Genomic DNA, 20,478 nt, shown 5'->3' with positions numbered 1-20,478 from the left:
AATGGCACCGCAGAGTGGCAGCACGGAGTTCTCGCCAGCCATCATGGGCACCTTCAAGAAGGCCATGGCGTTGGTCGAGAAGGTCCTGGCGGACATCAAAGAGGCGTGGACCAAGCTGATAAACGCCATCAACAGTCTGTTGCAGAAGGCTCACAACCATCTCAACAACGACAGCGTGCTGTCCAGCATCGTGGAGTGGGCCACCGACACGATCAAGGACGCCATCGAGGCCATCCAGGGGCTGCTCGTGAAGCTCCGGGACGGCGTCAACAAGATCATCACCATGCTCCAGGAGGTCGTGAGCAAGTCCGTCCCGGTGCTGTCCCTGTTCAACGCCGGACTGGCCTGGCCGACCAAGGTGAACGCGCCGCTCTCGACGATCGGCAACGACATGGGTGGCTCGGGAAACACCGCGTACTGGCAGGGTCCGACCAAGGAGGTCTACGAGAAGGAGGTGAAGACCCAGACCGACGCGGTGACGGCGTCGGTCGACAAGGTGAAGTTCACCAGCAACTGGCTGGCCGATGTCGCCACGGCCAACACCACCTACATGACAGAGTTGGGGGATCGGGTGGCGGAGGTCGTCGGCCCGATGACCGCACTCGCCGGTGAGGTCGCCGCGACGGCGGCCGGCGCGATCACCCAGGCGATGTTCGCCATCGACAAGATGGCGGAGACGATCGCCGCGGCGGTCACCCAGGCCCTGCAGTACCAGATCAATATCGCCAAGCGCCTCGCCGAGGTGGTCAAGCAGGTCACGGCGCTGGCGAACGAGGTGAGCGACCGGACGGGCATCTCCGACGGGAACTGGCCCCAGTCCGTAGTGGACGCGTAGCTACCAGCGCCACGGCTGGTGGAAGGAGATCAGGTGACGACCGGGACCAGAAGGGGCGATACGTTCCGGGCGGGTCGGATCGGGCTGCTCACAGCGCTGTTCCTGGTGCCGTCGCTACTCGCCGGCTGCGCCGGACAGGACGCCGGCCCCGCGACCGGCGCGTCGCCGTCCGGATCGACCGAGAGCGGGTCGCCGGCTCCGGGACGCTGGACCGGACTCAAGGCGAAGTGCCCGGTCCTGCAGACCCCGGTGGCCGACGTTCCGGCCGCGACCGGCGAGGGCCAGCCCACCGTCACCTACCAGGAAACCCAGCTTGTGTTGGGCGCGGCCTGCACCTGGGGCCCGGGTGCCGGACAGCGGCCGCGAGTCGACGCGTCCGCGATCGTCTTCAAGACTCCCACCGGGGACAAGACGGTCGACCAGGACGCGGTCGCGCACATCCAGGGCGTCGAGGAGCGGGCGCGGCAAAGGGCGGACGGCGCCGGGGACGACGCCACGGCGCCGGAGGCCGAGCCGGGCCTGGGCGACGAGGCGTTCGTCGTCCTGGAGCCGAAGTCCGAGCGGCTCAGCCTGACCGTGCGGTCGGCCAACGCCGTCGTCTCCGTGGTCGTACACCTGAAGCAGAGCACGGAGACCGATCCCGGCAAGCTCGCCGACCGCCTGCGCCAGCAGCGGCCGACCGTCGCCACGCTCGCCAGGGACGTGCTGGACGACCTCAAGTAGCTTCGTCAAGGACCCGTCGACCGGCGGTTCCGGACCCGTTGGAACGGGCCCGGAACCGCCGTCACGGTGCTGCGGCGTCTACGGTGCGCAGCTCGTGTCGCGGTCGCCGAAGTCGGCGCACCGGAACAGTGACGGGTTCACCTGCGACGGCGGCCGCCACTTCAGCGAAGCCTGCTCGTAGTCGTACGCCAGGGCCAGCAGTTGGGCCTCGGTGTAGGCGGTGCCGAGGAAGGACATCCCGACCGGGCGGCCGTTCGCCGGGTCGTACCCGATCGGCACCGCGACCGACGGGTACTGGGCGCGGGCGCCGATCCCGGCGGACCCGCTGCCGACGAAGACGATCGCGTCCAGGTTCTCGGCGGTCAGCACCGAGTCGATCCGCTCCCGAGCCCCGGCGATCCCGGTGTCCCGGTTGGTCTCGTACTCCGCCTTGGCGGCCGGATCGGTCAGGTCGACGTCGTTCGAGGCGACGAGCTGGGTCTGGCCGAACTTGATCGTGCCCTCGTCGACGTGCACGAGGTTGTAGCGCACCACGTCGTCGAGGGTGTCCATCGGCGCGCTGCGCGGCAGCCGGGCCAGGTACGCGTTCAGGTCCCGCTTGAACTCGTACGTCAGGATGCTCGGCGGCAGGCCGCCGGTGTTCACCGTGACCGGGACGACCGTGGCGCCCTGGGCCCGGAGCACGTCCAGCGCCTCGGTGAACAGCACTCCCTGGTTGCCGGTCGGGGTGCTGGCCACCCCGATCCGCTTGCCCTGCAACGCGGTGCTGGACAGCGCCCTGGTGTAGTCGGTGCCGACCACACCCGAGCTGGTGTCGGTGATCGGATCCTCGGGGTCGATCCCGGTCAGCGCGGTGAGCAGCGCGGCGGCGTCGTAGACGGTCCGGGTCATCGGGCCGGCGGTGTCCTGGCTGGCCGCGATCGGCACCACCCCGGTCCGGCTGACCAGCCCGACCGTCGGCTTCACCCCGACCAGGGAATTCGCCGCCGAGGGGCTGAGGATCGAGCCGGACGTCTCGGTGCCGATGGTGACCGTGGCGAGCGCCGCGGCGGCGGCCGATCCGGAACCGGAGCTGGACCCGCTGGGGGTCTGGCTGACGTCGTACGGGTTGAGCACCTGACCGCCGAGTCCGCTGTAGCCCGACGGCATTCCGTTGGTGGTGAAGTTGGCGAACTCGGTCAGGTTGGTCTTGCCGAGGATGATCGCGCCGGCCGCCTTCAGCCGGGTGACCAGGAAGGCGTCCTTCGCCGGGTACGAGTTCTCCAATGCCAGCGCCCCAGCGGTGGTGGGCAGGCCCTTGAGGTCGATGTTGTCCTTGATCAGCACCGGGATGCCGTGCATCGGCCCCCGGGCGCGGCCCTTGCGGCGGTCCTGGTCGGCCTGCTTGGCCTGCGCGACGGCGTCCCGGGTGACCACCCGGACGGCGTTCAGCCCCGGCCCGTTGGTGTTCAGCGTCCGGATCCGCTCCAGGTACGCCTCGACGAGTTCCTCCGAGGTGATCCGGCGGGCGACCAGCGCCTCTCGGATCTGGGGGATGCTGGCGCGCTCCAGGTCGAGCGGGAACGGCCGGTGCCGCCCGGTCGCCTCGGAGGGGGCGCCGAGGGTGGTGAAGGCGAGCGCGGCGACGCTGACCAGGACGGTGGCGAGTACGACGATCCGGAACGCGGAACGCGGCCGGGGTGGCACAACGGATTGATGCACCTGTACGCCCTTCCAGAAGGCCACGTCCGGACGCACGGACACCCGGACGTGGAGGGGGATTTCGGAAGCACACGGCTCGGGTGTTGAGATTACGATACGGATCGATTTCAGCCGGGTAAAACGATCTTCGTGGGCGACGTGTCGTCCCGTCGGTTCGGCTTCCGGGTGACCGCGCCGACAAGAACTCAGCCGGTGTGCTCCACCCACCGCTGGGCGGAGGTGTCGTAGCGGGCGAGCGTGTCCGGCCGGACGGCCTCGAACGGCACCCACTCCTCGTCCTGCTCCGGAGTCCGGTCCTCGACCCACTGGGCGGAGATCGGGCTGAACCGCCAGCCCACCAGCACCCGCCCGTCCGTGACGTCCAGAACCCAGCCGAGGAACGTCCGATCATCCACGAAGGTGAACCTGATCTCGTCGTCGTTGTCCATGCAGTGCACAAGAAACGCGCGCAGCTCAACCGGGGCGGACACCGCCCCAGGTTGTGTGACCGATCGACTGGTCGGTGTGATGCCAACCGAAGGCCGCCACGGCCTACGCCTCACCGGTCGTGACCGGCGCCGGTGTACCCGATCGGGTGACCGTAGCTCTCCGGTATGACCGTGCATTTGGCGCCCCGGTGTGACGACGTCCGACGTGGACCGGTGGTTGCCTTCCGGGCCATGGGATCCAAGGGTGTGCTCAGCTATCTCCTCATCGCCTTCGGACTGGCATGGGCGGCCGTCTTCGTCGCACACGCGGTGCTCGGCTGGTCGATGGCCGACCCCGTGACCCAGCTGACCGTGGCGCTTCCGATGGCGCTCGGGCCGGCGATCGCGGCCATCGTCGTACGCCGCTGGGTCACCAGAGAAGGATTCGCCGACGCCGGCCTGGCGCCACGCCTGCGGGCCGCGAAACGCTACTACCTGATCGCCTGGATCGGCCCCGTGCTGGTGCTGGCCGTGACCGTCGGCTTGGCCACCGCCCTCGGGCTGTACGAGCCCGACCTGGCCGACCTCCCCGGCCCCGCCACGCTGCTGGTGCTCGTGGCCCCCGTCGTCCTGACTCCGCTGTTCTGGGGTGAGGAGTTCGGCTGGCGGAGCTACCTCCAACAGCGGGTGGGTCGCAGCCCCGCCCACGCCGCGCTCATCACCGGTCTCGTCTGGGCCGCATGGCACTACCCGTTGGTCCTCACCGACTACGCCGGCTACGCGAGCCCGCTGCGCGGGATCGTCACCTGGACTCTCCTGATCGTCGCCCAGGCCGTGATCCTGGCCTGGCTGTTCCTGCGCTCCGGCAGCGTCTGGGTCGCCTGCCTCGCCCACGCCGGCAACAACATAGTCATCGGGACGCTCTCCGCCGCCCTGCTGATCGACGCCGGCGGCCTCGACCCGGCATCCGCCGACCTGCTGAGCCTGGTCCCGCTCGCAGCCATCTGCGCCTGGATCCTGCTCACCGGCCGGTTGACACCGTCGTTGAACCCGTGAACCTTGCCTGGGGCTTCCACATCGTTCTGCCGGAAGTTGTTAGTCGTCTGACCGATCCGACGGTGCCGTCGCCGGTGAACCGGTTCACCGGTTCACCGGTTGAGGGTACGGGTCAGTCCGGCGACGACCGCCGTGGTCAGCACCCAGCCGACGACCACCAGCAGCGCGGCCACGTACTCCGTCCACCCCGAGGGTTTCCAGGCGTTGTCGTGGCCCAGGTTGACGATCGGGAGCAGCAGATCGAGGGCCTGGAGCGTCGCGTTCCGGGCCGGCGCCTCGGCCGGGTTCCGGGGTACGGAGGGTTCCAGGAGGAAGCTGACCGTCCCCAGTGCCCAGAACGCCACCAACCAGATCCCGGCCAGCCAGGCGCGGTAGCCGTACCCGACCAGACCGTCCACCAGGTATCCCAGCAGTCGTCCCGGCAGACGGAGCGTCGCCCGCCGCCGACGCTGTCGCTCCAGCAGCACCCGGCGGGCCTCCACGTCCTGCCCGCCGCGCCGGTACTGCTCGGCGAGCTGCTCGTACGGCTGCGGGGTGTAGCCCTCGGGGCTGCGGCGCAACCAGTCCAGGCGCTGCCGGACGGTGACCGGTGCCGGCGGGGACGGCTGGTGCGGATCGGCCGGTCCCCGGGCGAGCAGCAGCCGGTACGTGCAGCCGATCAGTTCGAGTTCCGATGGCCAGGTCTGCGGATTGTCGAAGATCGAATCCGCGTGCAAACCGGAGAGGCGGACGCCGCCGGTCGGCCGGGTGGCGAACGTCATCCACAGGCTGCCGACCCGCGCCCCGCCGAGATGCAGGGCAAAGGACTTCGTCCCACGGAGATCGGAGTTGTTGAAGTTGAGTTGGCTACCGATCTGCGCGTGGATGAGGAGCACTCCGCCGTCGGCAACGAACCCGTACCGCGCGGTCAGATTGCCGGCCACCACCAGCCGGTCGGCACTCAACGCCGCCCCGCCCGTGTGGCGCATTCGGGCGCCGTCGAGGTCCACACTGCCGCCGATCGTCGTGCCGCCGAGCCAGACCTGACCCTCGGCGGTGAATCCCTTCCGGGCGTGCAGGTTTCCCGTCACCGTCATCCGGGCCGCCGCCAACGCCGTACCCGGTTCCAACGCCGTACCCGGTTCCGGCGGCGCGGCGGCGGGTTTGCCCGTCGCCTCGATCGGGTTGACGATGTGAGAACCGTCCAGAGTGACCGTGCCGCCGACCCGGGCGTCGCACAGGTCGACCGACCCGGCGACCTCGCATCTGACGAGGGCCAGATCGCCACGGAGTTCCAGCAACCGCGCCCGCAGCCCCGGCAGGGTGCAGTCGGTGAGCAGCAGGTTGACCACCCGGGCCTCGGTCAGATCCGGTACGTCGGTGAAGGTCGACGCGCTGATCTCCACCGGAGCGGTGACCTCGACGTGCCGCAGGTCGAGCCGGCCGACGATCTCCGCGGACCGTAGCCGCAGTGCGGCGCGCGGAGCCGTACCCCGGTCGACCGGGCCGGCGAGCAGTTCCGCCAGCACCGACGCGCGGACCGGATGCGACGTACCACTCAGGTCGACTTCGGTGCCTCGGTGGAACGCCGCCTGTACGTGCCGTTCGGCGGCGTTCCACCGGGAAGAGGTTTTCCACACGACAGGGAGGATCGCAGAGGATCACCCGTCGTGGGTAACACGCCGCTTCGGCGACTGACCGGGCGTACTGGGCGCGCACGGGCGCTTGCTGGATCGTCGGGTGCCAGATCCGCGATCGTCAGAAGCTGCCGGTGTGGAGCAGGCGGTTCGGCATACCCAGACCCGGCCTACGGACCGCCGCGGCCGTCGCGTTCTTCACGATGGCCGCCTGCACCTGGGCCGCGGTCGGATGGCCGGCCAGGTAGAGGACTGCCGCCCCGGCCACGTGCGGCGACGCCATCGACGTACCGCTGATCGTGCTCGTCGCGGTGTTGCTGGTCGACCAGGCCGAGGTGGTGTCGATCCCAGGGCGAAGACGTCGACGCAGGCAGCCGACGAGGCCCGGTGGTCTGGGTGTCGCCGATGATGGCGGCGCCGGGCTCGCGCATCGCCCCTGGCCCAGCGGATCGCGGCGCCGGCCTCGATGGCAACTTCGATCTGGTCCTGGTGCACGCGCAGGTACCGGTACGCGGCGATCGCCTCGCGTACCTCCTGGACGATCGGGCGCCGGCGACCCGCGGGTTGCCCATGTCTGTCTACGCCTTCGCGGCCAGGGGTGTGGGACCCGATCGTACCGAGGCAGGACCGTCGGCGGGCTACGCGACCTCGGTCGCCGGAACCCGCAGGGTGTAGCGTCGGGTGACCTTCCACATCGAGGGTGGGGCACGCTGTGTTCTCCGCGTCGCCAGCCAGCGGTGGATTTCATGCTCCGCGGGGTCGAGGGACGCAGCGGTGAATGTCGAGGGCAGCGGGGTGTGGGAGATGTCTAGGGATCCGGATCACTGGGACTGGGTGGCCGGCAGCGCCCGCCGGGTGCTCGACCACCTGGCCGGTACGCGGGTCGTCGGGCGGGCCGAGTCGTGACCGTGGCGCGGGTGGCCCGTTGGCTGGTCCTGGTCATGGCCGTGCCGCTCGGCGCGGTCGCGGGGATCGTGACCCTGCTGGTGACGGTCGCGGTGACCGAACATCGGATCCTCGCGACTGTCGCCGGCGCGCTCGCCCTGGTTCTGGGGACGGGCGCGTTGGCCTGGTGGGCCGCCCGAGGTGTTCGCTGGCGGGCCGGCTTCGCCATCGGCGTCACCGGGTTGACGTTCGGGCTCGTGGCGGCCGCGGTAGGGACGCTCCTCTATGCGCCCGCTCCGCCGTACACCGCATATCCCGTCCCGCCGGGCGTCCAGTATTGGGACCTGCCAACGGGCTCGCGGATCGCGTACACGAAGACCGAAGCTCCGGCGACGGCCCGACCCACGCCCGTCATCCTGGTCCATGGTGGACCTGGCGCGCCCGACGCTCCGGAGCCGGAGCCGGCGGCCTCGCTCGCGTGGGCCGGTTTCGACGTGTACGCCTACCACCAGCTTGGCGCCGGCCTCTCCGGGCGGCTGGCCGATGCCTCCGGTTACACGGTCGCCCGACACGTGGAAGATCTCGAGGCCATCCGCGTCACGCTCGGTGCCGAACGGGTGGTGCTGATCGGCGCCTCCTGGGGAGGCCAGCTCATCGCGAACTACCTTGCCGCCCACCCGACCCGGGTGGCAAAGGCCGTCGTTTCCTCGCCCTCGGGCATCTGGGCGCCCGCGTTCACCGACGACGAACGGCTGACCGAGGCGGGACGCCGCGACCAGGAGCCGATCGCCGCTAGCCAGCCACGGCTGTTGCTCGCGTACGCGGTGTTGCAACTGGTCGGCCCTCGGGAAGCACGGGCGCTGCTCCCCGACAGCACAATGGACGGCGTGTACGAGTCGATCGTCGCCGGCATCGACCTGAGGCCCGGCTGTGCCACCCCGGCATCATCCACCTCAGACCCGGTCAGTCACGGGCCAACTGGGCTCGGGTTCTGGGCCAACGCCGCCACTGTCTACGACAGCCAGCGCATTCCCGACCCTCGCCCACGATTGCGCAACGTGACCGCACCCGTCCTCGTCCTGCGCGGCGAGTGCGACTACATCGCGTGGGCCGTCACCCGGGAATACCGAGATCTGCTGCCCGGCGCCGTTCTTCTGCCGATCGACGGAGCCGGCCACAACATCGCGCTGGACCAGCCTCAGCGTTATCTGCAGGCGCTACTCGCCTTCCTTCTGGACAAACCGCTGCCGAGTGCGCCGTACACGGGCGCCGAACCGCCCTGGTGACCCAGGGACGTCGGCGCCCGTCCGACCGCGACCTCGGCCTAGGCGACCGCACCTACTCGACCGCCACGCGCGGCGTCCATGGTCAGGGTGCTGCCGGCGGTCGCCCAGCTCGTACTCGCCGTCCGGCAGCCCGGCGGCGGCCATCGCGTCCGTGATCGGCGCGGCCCGGTCCGGTCCGGCCACCCCGGCGGCGTACGCCAGCATCCCCCTGGTGCAGGTGCACGCCGTCGGCGACCAGTTCGGACCCGAGGGCCAGTTCTACTGGGCGCACCGCCTCCTGGGCTGAGGAGATCCGATCCGCAATCAGCCCCGCCCCCTCACTCGGAGTTGCGGATGGTCGGCCACTCCGTCGGGATGAAGTCGTCGGGCGCGTTCAGGACGTTGATCATCCGTTGGCGGATGCTCTCGTGCATCAACGGTCCCCAGGGGAACTTCGTCGGGTACTGCACGATGTTGGCGAAGACGTTCGCCGGCCCGTCGTTCTGCTCCAGGTATTGGATGGCGGCCTGGGTGCAGACGTAGTCGGCGTAGGCCAGCGCCTGGTGGGCGGTGGTCATCAGGGCTTCGGTGCCGGGCTGGTGCCGGAGGTACGGCTCGAACCACGGCAGATCGACTCCGGGCATCGGAGTGGGTTGGAACTGTAGGTCGTTGGAGAGCACGATGGGCAGCGGGTCGTCCTTGATCCCGTTCGCCTGGGCGAGCATCTGAGCACCGGCGAGAACACCGCCGGGTTCGGCCAGGTCGAGCAACCTCTGCCGGCCGATGACCACGTGCTGGTTCTTCTGCATGTACCTGTCGAGACCCAGTGGATCGTCCGGGAAGTCGAACGCGATCTCGGCCAGCGCCTCGACCCGATCCTTCCGGCCACGGTTGTTGTAGTAGGTGATCATCCAGCTCATCGCCTTCGGGGCGTACTGCGGGTCGCTGGTCGCCCTCGCCTGGGCCATGGCGTCGCGAGCCTTGTCGTGGTCGCCCGCCCGCTCATGGTTCAGGGCGATGTGGAACCAGGCGACCGCGCTGTAGCCGAGCCGGTACGGCTCCAGAAGGGCGTACCACAGCGGCATCGCCATTTCGTAGTTTTCCATCCGGGTCCAGTGGCCCGCGAGGAGCAACTTCGCCGCAGGCGTGTAGATCGGATGGGCACCGTCGGCGGCGATCCGTAGCGCGTCCACACCGCCCGCGAGTTGTCGGTGCGTGTACGGCACCGCCTTCGCCAACGCGAGAAGGAATGCCGCCTCGATCCGGTAGGGAGTGCCCGGGGCAGCCTCCGTGAGCCCTTGGAGCTGGACGGCGGCCGACTCCGGCTCCCCGGTCAACAACAGCTCGAATGCGTCGCGGCACACCGCCGCGCGGCGGACACGTTCGGCATCGATCTCGTCCATCGGTACCTCCTCGGCAGTCAGAGCAGCCGTAAGGAAGCTACACCGTGCCGCGACCCGACTACCTAACGTGTCCTCCATTGTTGTGCGCGCCAAGGACGCCGTGACGTCGCGGAACTCGCCGCATCCCGGCCCGACCACGCCCCGGTACCGCCTTTCGGCCAGGGTCATACATCCACGGGATGACATCTATGGGGCGATGCCCAATCGGTGGCGCCCCGCCTAGCTTCCTAGCCATGACAGATGAAGACAGCGCAGGGCACGTCGTCGTGCGGCGGGGCGACGTACACCGGAGACAGCTCATCCGCGTCGGCGCCGCCACGGTTGCCGCCGTCCTGCTCACTGTCGGTCTCGTGCCGGGCGTCGCGCCGGCCGACGACACGACGACCAGGAAGACTCAGGGGTACGCGGCGGAGATCCGGCGCGCGTCGTACGGTGTGCCGCACATTACCGCCGCCAACTTCGCCAGCCTGGGCTTCGGCGTGGGCAACGTACAGGCCGAGGACAATATCTGCCTGATCGCCGAGCGGGTGGCCACCGTCGACGCCAGCCGGTCTCGGCACTTCGGTGCCGACGAGGCGAACGTGCGAAGCGACCTGTTCTTCCAGAAGGCGAAGGAGGACAGGGTCGTCGAGCGGATGCTCGCCGGCACCCCCGACGGGGTGGACGCACCGTCGCGGCAGGCCCGCGACCTCGTTCGTGGCTTCGCCGCGGGCTACAACAACCACCTCCGCAAGACCGGAGTGGCGAACCTGACGGATCCGCAGTGTCGCGCGAGGCCATGGGTCCGTCAGATCAGCGCCCTCGACCTCTGGCGGACCACCTGGGCCAACATGATCCGGTCCGGCTCCCTCGGCGCGCTCGACTGGATCATCGACGCGATGCCACCGGGAGCGAACACGGTTCGAAGCACGGCGCCGAGCACAACGGACATCGCCGCAGCGTTGTCGCGGGTGATCCGTCCGGCGGGCGCGGGCGGTGACGACGCCGGCGATCTCGGACCGGGCGGCACCGGTTCCCCGCTCGGCAGCAACGCCTACGGGCTGGGTGGCGAGGCGACGACGAGCGGTGCCGGGATGCTCCTTGCCAACCCACACTTCCCGTGGGACGGGCCCGACCGGTTCTACCGGATGCACCTGAAGATCCCAGGCGGGTACGACGTGGAAGGGGCGGCGCTGATCGGCGATCCGATGGTCCAGATCGGCCACAACGCCACGATGGGCTGGACCCACACGGTCTCCACCGCCGCGCGGTCCGTGCTACACGAGCTGACGCTCGTACCCGGCGACCCGACGTCGTACCTCTATGACGGCCGCCCCCGAAAGATGACCCGGCGCACCGTGACGGTCCAGGTGCCGACGCCGGGCGGCGGCACCGAGCCGGTGACCCGGACCCTGTACGACACGCTGTTCGGCCCGGTGATCGCCTTCGCCGACGTCCTGCCGTGGACGACCACGACGGCGTACGCGATGACCGACGTCAACGTCGACAACGGCCGCGCGGTGGACGGCTGGCTTCAGATGGGCCGGGCCCGGACGGTGCGCGAGCTGAAGAAGGTCCTCGACCGGTACCAGTTTCTGCCCTGGGTCAACGTCGTCGCCGCCGACGCCACCGGCGAGGCGCTGTACGGCGACCACTCGGTCATCCCGCGGGTCACCGACGATCTCGCCGCCACGTGCGTTCCGGACCGGTTCAAAGAGATGTACGCGTCCAGCGGTGACGCGGTGCTCGACGGATCGACCTCGGGGTGCGGGCTGGGCACCGACCCCGACGCCGCCGTGCCCGGGATCCTCGGTCCGGCACACCTGCCGGTGCTGCTCCGGACCGACTATGTCACGAACTCCAACGACAGCTACTGGCTGACCAACCCGGAACAACCGTTGACCGGTTACCCGCGCATCATCGGCGCCGAGCAGACGCCACGCAGCCTGCGTACCCGGCTCGGCCTGCTCCAGGTGCAACAGCGGCTCGCCGGTACCGACGGGCTGCCCGGTACCAGGTTCACCGTCGAGAAACTCTGGCAGGTCCAGTTCGGCAACCGGGTCTACGGCGGCGAACTGTTCAGGGACGATCTCGTCGCGCTCTGTACGGCGAAGCCGCGCGCCACGGCGTCGAACGGTGCCACCGTCGACCTCACCGCCGCCTGCGCGGCACTGCGCGCCTGGGACCTGCGCGTCGACCTGGACAGCCGGGGCAGCCACCTGTTCACCGAGTTCACGCGGAGCGGCCCCCTCCTGTTCCGGGACAGGTTCGTGGCGACCGACCCGGTCAACACGCCTCGGATCCTCGCCACCGATGATCCGAGGGTCCTGACCACCCTGGCCAACGCCGTGCAGAAACTGGCCGGCATCCCACTGGACGCCCCGCTCGGCGCGGTGCAGACCGAACCGCGCGGCACCGAACAGCTTCCGATCCATGGTGGCCCCGGTGGCGCCGGAATCTTCAACGCCATCAGCGCCTCGTTCACGCCCGGTGTCGGCTACCCGAAAATCGTGCACGGCTCGTCGTTCGTCATGGCCGTCGAGTTCGGCAGGAACGGACCGTCGGGGCGACAGATCCTCTCGTACTCACAGTCGGCGAACCCGAACTCGCCGTACTACGCCGACCAGACCCGGCTCTACTCCCGCAAGGGCTGGGACACCATCAGGTACACCGACGCGCAGATCGCGGCCGACCCGAATCTGCGCACCTACCGGATCCGGGAGGACCAACGCGACTGCGTGAACGGCGGATGGCGAACATTCGCGCAGCCAGCGTTCCCATCACAGGGGACGTGCGTCGCGTACTTCCGGCGGGCATAGTCCACGAGGACGACAACCACCCGACCACCTGACCGCCCGGCCACGCCACACGGAGCCGGGCGGTCAGGAGGCTCGCCGATCGTGACACTCAGCCGATCGGACGGTCCAGGATCAGGTCACGGGCTCCGGCGTACTGCTCGCGGATCTGCGGGACGGCCGTGCCGGCGTACTCCTGGGGCTGGCTGGCGGACCACGTGGGTGGCTGCGCCCCACCCTGGACGACCCAGGCGGCCTGGCGGGCGGCCCCGTCCGCGACGTACTCACCCGGCTCGGGCACCAGCACCGGACAGCCGAAGACCTCCGGCGCGATCCGGCGTACCGCCTCGGACCTGGCCCCGCCGCCGACCAGGATGACCCGGTTCGCGGTCGCGCCCTGGGCCAGCAGAGCATCCAACCCGTCGGCGAGCGCGCAGAGCATCCCCTCCACCGCCGCCCGAGCGAAATGAGCCGGCGTCGAAGTCCGCAGCGTCAGCCCGTGAACCGCGCCCGTCGCCTGCGGACGATTAGGAGTCCGCTCCCCCTCCAGGTAGGGGACCATCACCAGTCCACCAGCCCCGGCCGGCGCCGACAACGCCAGCTTCGCCAACTCGTCGAGCCCGACGCCCAACATCGACGCCGCAGCGTCCAACACCCGAGCCGCATTCAACGTCGCCACCAACGGCAGAAACCGCCCGGTCGCATCCGCGAAACCGGCCACCGCACCCGAAGAGTCGGCCGCCGGAGCATCAGCCACGCTGAACACGGTCCCCGAGGTCCCGATGGAGACGATCACGTCCCCCGGCAGCGCCCCGACCCCCAGGGCCGCGGCGGCGTTGTCGCCGGTCCCCGGCCCCAACGGTGCCCCATTCGGCAGCTGTCCGGCCCGCTCCGCCGGCCCCACCACGACCGGCACCACCAGGGACCGCCCGAACGCCCGCTCCAGAAGATCCGGCCGGTATTCACCCGTCGCCGGTGACCAGTATCCGGTCCCGCTCGCGTCCCCCCGGTCGGTACGCAGCGCGTCCAGCCCCGTCGCCCCGCCCAGCCGCCAGGTCAGCCAGTCGTGCGGCAAACACACCGCCGCCACCCGCTCGCCATTCTCCGGCTCGTTCCGAGCCAACCACCGCAGCTTGGTAACCGTGAAGCTGGCCACCGGCACGCTGCCCACAGCTTCCGCCCAAGCCTGCCGCCCGACCTCACCCCCACCAAGCTCCTCGATCAACTCCAGAGCAGCCCCGGCCGACCGGGTGTCATTCCACAACAACGCGGGCCGGACAACCTGCCCGCCCTCGTCGAGACACACCATCCCGTGCTGCTGCCCGCCCACCGAAGCCGCCGCCACGTCGTCCAGCCCACCCGCCTGAGCGATCGCCGCCTGCAACGCATTCCACCACGCCTGCGGATCGACCTCGGTCCCGTCAGGGTGCCCCGCCCGGCCACTGCGGACCAGCGTGCCAGTCTCCGCATCCCGGATCACCACCTTGCACGACTGGGTCGACGAGTCGACTCCGGCGACGAGCGTCATGTCTGCGGTCTCCTTCTCCAGCGCAGCGACGGAACGTTAAGAAGGGGCCCTTCTTCTACAGAAAGCGATAAGAAGGGGCCCTTCCTTACATCAGCGAGCGCCGAGGAGGTGCTCCAGGGCGAGCTGGTTCAGCTGGACGAAGCCAAAGCCACGGCCAGCAACGGCGTCCACGTCCAACTCTTCGAACGCGCTCCGGTCCGCCAACAGATCCGCGTACGTCTCACCCGAGCTCAGCGTCGGGGCGGACAGCTCGCCGACCTTGCTGGCGGCCAACGCCTCCTGCACCTCAGGATCGGCCCGGAACGCCGCCGCCCGCTCCTTCAGCAGCAGGTACGTCCGCATGTTCGCCGCGGCCGACGCCCACACCCCGGCGTAGTCCTCGGTACGGGACGGCTTGTAGTCGAAGTGCCGGGGCCCGTCGTACGCCGGTCCGCCCTGCGGGCCACCGTTCTCCAGCAGGTCGACCAGGGCGAACGCGTTCATCACGTCGCCGTGCCCGAACACGAGATCCTGGTCGTACTTGATGCCCCGCTGACCGTTCAGGTCGAGGTGGAACAGTTTCCCGGACCAGAGCGCCTGGGCGATCCCGTGCGCGTAGTTGAGCCCGGCCATCTGCTCGTGCCCGACCTCCGGGTTGAGGCCGACCATCTCCGGGTGCTCCAGCTCGTTGATGAACGCGAGCGCGTGCCCGACCGTCGGCAGCAGGATGTCGCCGCGCGGCTCGTTCGGCTTCGGCTCGATCGCGAACCGCAGCCCGTAGCCCCGGTCGAGAACGTACTGGGAGAGCAGGTTGACCGCCTCACGGTAGCGGTCGAGCGCGGCCCGGATGTCCTTGGCGACGTCGTACTCCGAGCCTTCCCGGCCGCCCCACATCACGAACGTGCTCGCGCCCAGCTCAGCGGCGAGGTCGATGTTGCGGAGCACCTTGCGGAGCGCGAACCGGCGTACGTCCCGGTCGTTGCTGGTGAAGCCGCCGTCCTTGAAGATCGGGTGGGTGAAGAGGTTGGTGGTGACCATCGGTACGACGAGACCGGTGGAGTCCAGTGCCTTGCGGAACCGGGCGATGTGCTGGTCCCGGGCGGCGGTGTCGGAGCCGAACGGGACCAGGTCGTCGTCGTGGAAGGTGATGCCGTACGCGCCCAGCTCGGCGAGCCGGTTGACCGCCTCGACCGGGTCCAGGTCGGCCCGGGTGGCCTCACCGAACGGGTCACGGGCGGTCCAGCCCACGGTCCACAGACCGAAGGAGAACTTGTCGGCAGGGGTTGGTTGGGCTGCCACGGTGACCTCCAGGAAACCGACTCGACGTTAAGAACATCCCGGGTTACATGCCGGCAACCCGGCCGATTTGTTTATCGGTTGAATTATTTGAGCCTGGTATGGCATTGTCAATACCGTGGCGCAACCCGCGGCGATGCCGGTCGGCACGGCGGGCATCGCCGTCCGCCAGGCGAGTCTGCGCGAGCACAACCTGGCGCTGGTGCTCCGACACATCGCCACCGCTGCCGGGCCGCCGTCCCGCGCCGACCTGGCCACCATCACCGGGCTGACCCGGGCGACCGTCTCCGCGCTGGTCGACGACCTCATCACCGGACGCCTGCTCAGCGAGGTCGTCCGGACCCCACGGTCCGGCGCCGGCCGCCCCGCGCTGGGCCTGGCGCTGGCCGGTCACGGCCCGGCCGGCCTCGGTCTGGAGATCAACGTCGACTATCTCGCGGCCGTCCTGGTCGACCTTCCCGGAGTGGTACGGCACCGCGTGGTGCGCCGGATAGACCTCCGACCGGTACCGCCCGCCGACGCACTCGCACTCGTCGCCGAGCTGATCACCGAGGCCGGCGCCGAGGCCGATCGCCAGGACCTGGTGCTCGCCGGCACGGCACTCGCGGTACCGGGGCTGGTCAGTGCCACCGGAGTCGTCCGGCTCGCCCCGAACCTCGGTTGGCGCGACGTGGACATCCCGGCCCTGCTCGGCGGGCATCCGTTGCTGGGCGGACATGGGCTGAGCGTGGACAACGAGGCGAACCTCGCCGCCCTCGGCGAGCTGCACGCCGGTCCGCCGGGATCGGCCAACTTCATCTACATCTCCGGCGAGGTCGGGATCGGTGCCGGGATCGTGCTGCACGGCAGCCTGTTCCGGGGTGCCCGAGGGTGGAGCGGCGAACTCGGCCATGTTCCCGTCCATCCGCAGGGTCGGCCCTGCCGGTGCGGCGGTCTCGGCTGCCTGGAGCAGTACGCCGGCCAGGAAGCGATTCTGGCCGGCGCCGGACTGACCGACGAGCCCACCCAGATCGCCCGGCTGATCGAGGCCGCCGGCCGCGACGAACCGGCTGCCCGTCGTGCACTGGTCGAGGCGGCCACCGCGCTCGGGGTCGCAATCGCCGGAGTGATCAACCTGCTGGACGTGGACACCGTGGTCCTCGGCGGCGTCTACGCACCACTCGCCGGTTGGCTGGGCCCGCCGGTCGAGGCGGAGATCCGTCGTCGGGTGCTGACCGCCGCCTGGTCGCCGGTGACCGTACGCCCCGCACTGCTCGGCGGGGACGCCGCAGCGGTCGGTGCCGCCGGCTCGGTCGTCCGTACGGTGCTGGAGCATCCGGCCCGATGGCTCACCCGCACGCCCGGCTAGCCCACGTCCGGGCCGTCCCGCAGCTACCTTCGTCAGCCGGGCCAGCCGTGACGACGCGACCGAAGCCGGCTCGCTATTGTTGCCGACGGACAACTATCTCGATGAGCAATCATCTTCGGGCGACAGGAGTGCCAGCGCCGATGCGCACAGCGCGACGACACGGAGAACGGGTCGTGGACCCCGCCCCCGGCCGGCACCCGGACGGCACCGCAGTACCGGCGACGCCGAGGCCAGGCCGACGAGCGGACCGGCGCGGCAGGTCAGGCCGTCTTCTCGGTGGTCTCGACGTTGGCCCGGAACGCCTCGTCGAATTCGGCGAGCCCGCGCAGCAGCGCCTGTCGTCCGGCCGGAGTCATCCCGGCGAGCGTGGCGGCCAGCCGCTCCCGGCGGTCGGCGCGGATTTCGTCGAGCAGTCGCTCGCCAACCGTGGTGAGATGCAGAGATATCTCCCGGCGGTCGGCGCGACCCGGTTCCCGTTCCAGGAGCCCCGCCGCGACCAGCCGGTCACAGAGCCGACTCGCCGAGGAGAGCAGCATGCCGAGGATGCCGGCCAGGCCCCGGAGGTTGATTCCGTCGAACTGCTCGACCACCATCAGCGCCCGCAGTTGGGAACTGGACAGCCGTCCGGTCGAACGCTCCCGAGCCGCATCCCAGACCGACAGCAGTGCCGCCGCAGCGGTGTCCACCGCCGTGGCGAGCGTCGCATCCGGTCCGCCAGGACCGCCGGAATCAGCCATGGTGATCCCGACACTACCGCCGCCGGCCGAACGGCCGCATCGGTGAGCGGGCGGATCGGACGACCGGAACGCCCGACCCGCACCGGCGGATCGGCGGCTCGGGCGGCGGCACGCGGATGAGCGACCGGTTGCTCGCGATACGTCGCTGCCTGGCCGACGCCCCCGCGGATCTCCTCCTGGAACGTCTCGCTACCGAGTTGGGCAGGGCGTACGGGACGACGGAGACGGAACTCCTCCAGGTGGACTACCGGCTGGCCGCCCTGGTGCCGTTGGACGGCGCCGAGCCGGTGATCGGTGCCGGCACCCCGGCCTGGCGGTGCTTCGACCACCAGTCGGAGGTGATCCAGGACGGCGCCCTGCACCTTCCGGTCACCATGCGCGGGGACCGGATCGGCGTACTCCGGCTGGCTCCCGTACCCGACGACCCGGACCGGCGGGGCGAGCTGGCGGAGGTGGCCACGGCACTGGCGCACGAACTGGTCGCGGTGCGCCCCGGGACCGACCGGTACGCGGTGGGGGCCCGGACCCGCCGACTGACCCTGGCCGCGGAGATGCAGTGGGAGCTGCTGCCCGGCCGGAGCCGGATCCGCCCGTCGTTCAGCCTGGCGGGCCAGCTCGAACCGGCGTACGCGGTTCGCGGCGACACCTTCGACTGGGCGGACGACGGTCAACGGGTGTGGCTGTCGACGGTCAACGGCATGGGCGAGGGCGTGACCGCCTCGATGCTCACCTGCCTCGGCACCAACGCCCTGCGCAACGCCCGGCGGGCCGGGCTCGAACTGGCCGACCAGGCGGCCCTGGCCGACCAGGCGATCTACTCCTACCACCAGGGCGTCCAGCACCTGTCCGCGCTGCTGTTGGAGCTGGACCTGCGTACCGGGGTGGTGACCGCGGTGGACGCCGGTTCGCCCCGGCTGCTCGTACTCCGGGGGTCAGAGGTCATCGAGCAGCCGCTGGACGACCAGTTTCCGCTCGGCATGTTCGACGGCACCCTCTACCAGTCGCAGCGGTTCGAGCTGTCGCTCGGCGACCGCTTGTTCGTGGTCAGCGACGGCGTCTTCGACGCGGCCTCCCGCACCGCCCGGTACGGCGAGGCGGCACTGCACCGGTCCGTCCGGCGGACCAGGTCGATGGCGCCACTGGAGGCGGTACGGTCGCTGCTGGGCGACCTGCGGGCGTTCGTCGGCAGCGATCTGGTGGACGACGCGGTGGTGGTGTCCCTGGACTGGACCGGCAGCAGCGGACCCGGTCAGGGTGCTCCGGCGAGCTGAGTACGCACGACCCCGGTACGGGCGACCCCGGTACGCACGATCTCCGTACGCACGATCTCCGTACGCACGATCTCAGTACGCGCCCCGGGTGCGGACCACCGCGCCGACCGTCTTCCACAGGATGGTCAGGTCGGCGGCCAGCGACCAGTTCTCCACGTAGTAGAGATCGAGCCGGATGCCGTCCTCCCAGCTCAGGTCCGATCGGCCGCTGATCTGCCAGAGCCCGGTGATGCCCGGCTTCACCAGCAGCCGGCGGGCGACGTCGCCGTCGTACCGGGCGACCTCGGAGGGCAGCGGTGGGCGCGGCCCGACCAGGCTCATGTGCCCGAACAGCACGTTGGCGAGCTGCGGCAACTCGTCGAGGGACCACTTGCGGAGCACGCGACCGACCCGGGTGACCCGGGGATCGTTACGGATCTTGAACATCAGCCCGTCGGTCTCGTTCTTCGCGGCCAGTTCGGCGAGCAGCGCGTCGGCGTTGACCACCATGGTCCGGAACTTGTAGACGCCGAACTCCTGACCGCCCTGACCGACCCGGATCTGCCGGAAGATCACCGGCCCCTTGCTGTTCAGCTTGATGGCCAGCGCGATGACGGCCAGCAACGGCAGCGCCGCCGTCAGCGCCGTGAACGACAGGGTGCGGTCCACGAAACTCTTGATGATCTTCCGGGCACCTCGGAATTCGGGCGCCTCGACGTGGATGAGCGGCAGCCCGGCGACCGGCTGAGTGTGGATGCGTGGGCCGGCGACGTCGGTCAGCGCCGGGGCCAGCACCAGGTCGATACCGGTTCCCTCCAGTTGCCAGCCGAGTCGGCGCAGCCGGGTGGCGGTCAGCTCGTTGCTGGCGGTCACCGCCACCGTGTCGGCGTTGATCGCGGCGGCGGCGTCCAGGATCGCCCGGAACGACCCCAGCACCGGCACGTCGCCGAGCCGCTGCGGCACCGGGGCGAGCAGGGCGTCCGGAATGCACGCCCCCACCACCTGGTATCCGGCGTACGGCTCGCGGCGCAGCGTGTGCACCAGCTCCAGCACGTGCGCGGTGTCGCCGATCACCAGCACCCGCCGGGACCAGCCGGCACCCCGCGAGCGGGACCAGTGCAGGCGCTTGCGGGCCGCGAAGCGGGCGATCACCAATCCGACCGTGCCGACCGCGAACGAGATGCCGAGGAAGCCACGGGAAACCCCGACGTCGGCGAGGTAGCCGGCGATCGCCACCGCGCCGGCGAGCCGGAGGCTGGCCGCGCTGACCCGGCGGTACTCGTCGGCGCCGTAGCCGAGCACCCGGTGGTCGTAGCAGCGTAGTGCCTTGAGCGAGACCAGCCAGGCGACTACCAGGGCCGGGCCGACGATCACGTACGGGATGTCGGAGCCGCGGGGCTCGTCGCCGCCGAACCGGGCGAAGTAGCCACCGATCACCGCCAGCACCAGGATGACCGCGTCGAGGATCAGGATGGCCCGGATGTAGCCCCGCTGACGCGTCCGGGACGAGGGCGCAGATGCCCCCGAGGTGGGCTCCGGAGGCATCGTGGTAGGGCTCAGCAGAGTCGCCGACGTCACCGGCCCTCCCTCGCTCCAGGGGGTAACCCGATCAGCCGCTCGATCTGCTGATCAAGCGGCCCGGGGGCACTTCGACATCCTCGCGTATCGGTGAGAC

The 20,478-nt window shown here is 70.1% G+C and carries 15 protein-coding genes and 2 pseudogenes; 7 read left to right on the top strand and 10 right to left on the bottom strand.

The window, feature by feature from the left end:
- Window position 1 precedes the first annotated feature (1 nt).
- Together ACFP2T_RS40350 and ACFP2T_RS40345 are read left to right on the top strand one after the other, a co-directional pair.
- Window positions 2-835 (top strand): hypothetical protein, encoded by an 834-nt coding sequence (locus tag ACFP2T_RS40350; RefSeq protein ID WP_377431961.1) that lies wholly within the window; start codon window positions 2-4, stop codon window positions 833-835.
- Window positions 836-868: 33 nt separating this feature from the next.
- Complete coding sequence (locus ACFP2T_RS40345) at window positions 869-1,558, top strand: hypothetical protein (RefSeq protein ID WP_377431959.1); 690 nt, start codon at window positions 869-871, stop codon at window positions 1,556-1,558.
- 78 nt (window positions 1,559-1,636) lie between these two features.
- Here the strand turns inward: ACFP2T_RS40345 and ACFP2T_RS40340 are convergent, their stop codons facing one another.
- Window positions 1,637-3,259 carry an amidase family protein gene (locus ACFP2T_RS40340; RefSeq protein ID WP_377431958.1) on the bottom strand — a complete coding sequence of 541 codons (1,623 nt, stop codon included), beginning with the start codon at window positions 3,257-3,259 and terminating at the stop codon, window positions 1,637-1,639.
- 185 nt (window positions 3,260-3,444) lie between these two features.
- On the bottom strand, window positions 3,445-3,729 hold the full coding sequence (locus ACFP2T_RS40335) for a hypothetical protein (RefSeq protein ID WP_377431956.1): 285 nt from the start codon (window positions 3,727-3,729) through the stop codon (window positions 3,445-3,447).
- Between the two features lie 189 nt (window positions 3,730-3,918).
- On the opposite strand from ACFP2T_RS40335, the gene ACFP2T_RS40330 reads away from it, so the two are divergent.
- Complete coding sequence (locus ACFP2T_RS40330) at window positions 3,919-4,722, top strand: CPBP family intramembrane glutamic endopeptidase (protein WP_377431953.1); 804 nt, start codon at window positions 3,919-3,921, stop codon at window positions 4,720-4,722.
- 92 nt (window positions 4,723-4,814) lie between these two features.
- Here the strand turns inward: ACFP2T_RS40330 and ACFP2T_RS40325 are convergent, their stop codons facing one another.
- Entirely contained in the window at window positions 4,815-6,341 is a 1,527-nt protein-coding gene (locus tag ACFP2T_RS40325; RefSeq protein WP_377431951.1) for a hypothetical protein, read from the bottom strand.
- Window positions 6,342-6,459: 118 nt separating this feature from the next.
- A complete protein-coding gene (locus ACFP2T_RS40320; RefSeq protein WP_377431948.1) occupies window positions 6,460-6,621 on the bottom strand; it encodes a hypothetical protein in 162 nt (53 codons plus the stop codon).
- Window positions 6,622-7,255: 634 nt separating this feature from the next.
- On the opposite strand from ACFP2T_RS40320, the gene ACFP2T_RS40315 reads away from it, so the two are divergent.
- Complete coding sequence (locus ACFP2T_RS40315) at window positions 7,256-8,509, top strand: alpha/beta fold hydrolase (protein WP_377431946.1); 1,254 nt, start codon at window positions 7,256-7,258, stop codon at window positions 8,507-8,509.
- 41 nt (window positions 8,510-8,550) lie between these two features.
- Here ACFP2T_RS40315 and ACFP2T_RS40310 read toward each other — a convergent pair.
- Together ACFP2T_RS40310 and ACFP2T_RS40305 are read right to left on the bottom strand one after the other, a co-directional pair.
- Window positions 8,551-8,750: pseudogene (locus tag ACFP2T_RS40310) on the bottom strand (N-acetylglucosamine-6-phosphate deacetylase); the annotation flags it as partial.
- Window positions 8,751-8,826: 76 nt separating this feature from the next.
- Window positions 8,827-9,891: a hypothetical protein gene (locus tag ACFP2T_RS40305; RefSeq protein ID WP_377431943.1), complete on the bottom strand. Its 1,065-nt coding sequence runs from the start codon at window positions 9,889-9,891 to the stop codon at window positions 8,827-8,829.
- 233 nt (window positions 9,892-10,124) lie between these two features.
- Between ACFP2T_RS40305 and ACFP2T_RS40300 the strand changes: the two are divergent.
- Window positions 10,125-12,593 (top strand): annotated as a pseudogene (locus ACFP2T_RS40300) (acylase); the annotation flags it as partial.
- A 184-nt stretch (window positions 12,594-12,777) separates the two neighbouring features.
- On the opposite strand, the gene xylB reads toward ACFP2T_RS40300, so the two are convergent.
- Both xylB and xylA read right to left on the bottom strand, forming a co-directional pair.
- On the bottom strand, window positions 12,778-14,193 hold the full coding sequence (gene xylB, locus ACFP2T_RS40295; protein ID WP_377431941.1) for a xylulokinase: 1,416 nt from the start codon (window positions 14,191-14,193) through the stop codon (window positions 12,778-12,780).
- 90 nt (window positions 14,194-14,283) lie between these two features.
- Window positions 14,284-15,471: a xylose isomerase gene (gene xylA / locus ACFP2T_RS40290; RefSeq protein ID WP_377431938.1), complete on the bottom strand. Its 1,188-nt coding sequence runs from the start codon at window positions 15,469-15,471 to the stop codon at window positions 14,284-14,286.
- Window positions 15,472-15,604: 133 nt separating this feature from the next.
- Here xylA and ACFP2T_RS40285 point away from each other — a divergent pair, with 133 nt between their 5' ends.
- Window positions 15,605-16,816, top strand: a complete 1,212-nt coding sequence (locus ACFP2T_RS40285) for an ROK family transcriptional regulator (protein WP_377432386.1) — start codon at window positions 15,605-15,607, stop codon at window positions 16,814-16,816.
- A 260-nt stretch (window positions 16,817-17,076) separates the two neighbouring features.
- Here ACFP2T_RS40285 and ACFP2T_RS40280 read toward each other — a convergent pair whose 3' ends face one another.
- On the bottom strand, window positions 17,077-17,553 hold the full coding sequence (locus tag ACFP2T_RS40280; RefSeq protein ID WP_377431936.1) for a MarR family winged helix-turn-helix transcriptional regulator: 477 nt from the start codon (window positions 17,551-17,553) through the stop codon (window positions 17,077-17,079).
- A 116-nt stretch (window positions 17,554-17,669) separates the two neighbouring features.
- Here ACFP2T_RS40280 and ACFP2T_RS40275 point away from each other — a divergent pair, with 116 nt between their 5' ends.
- Window positions 17,670-18,824 (top strand): PP2C family protein-serine/threonine phosphatase, encoded by a 1,155-nt coding sequence (locus ACFP2T_RS40275; RefSeq protein ID WP_377431934.1) that lies wholly within the window; start codon window positions 17,670-17,672, stop codon window positions 18,822-18,824.
- A gap of 72 nt (window positions 18,825-18,896) precedes the next feature.
- Here the strand turns inward: ACFP2T_RS40275 and ACFP2T_RS40270 are convergent, their stop codons facing one another.
- Entirely contained in the window at window positions 18,897-20,381 is a 1,485-nt protein-coding gene (locus ACFP2T_RS40270; protein ID WP_377431931.1) for a sugar transferase, read from the bottom strand.
- Window positions 20,382-20,478 lie beyond the last annotated feature (97 nt).

The organism is Plantactinospora solaniradicis, from assembly GCF_042658085.1.
In the GTDB taxonomy this organism is placed as follows: Bacteria; Actinomycetota; Actinomycetes; order Mycobacteriales; family Micromonosporaceae; genus Plantactinospora; species Plantactinospora solaniradicis.
The sequence above is the reverse complement of the archived record's forward strand: the minus strand, read 5'-3'. Positions and strand labels throughout refer to the sequence as shown.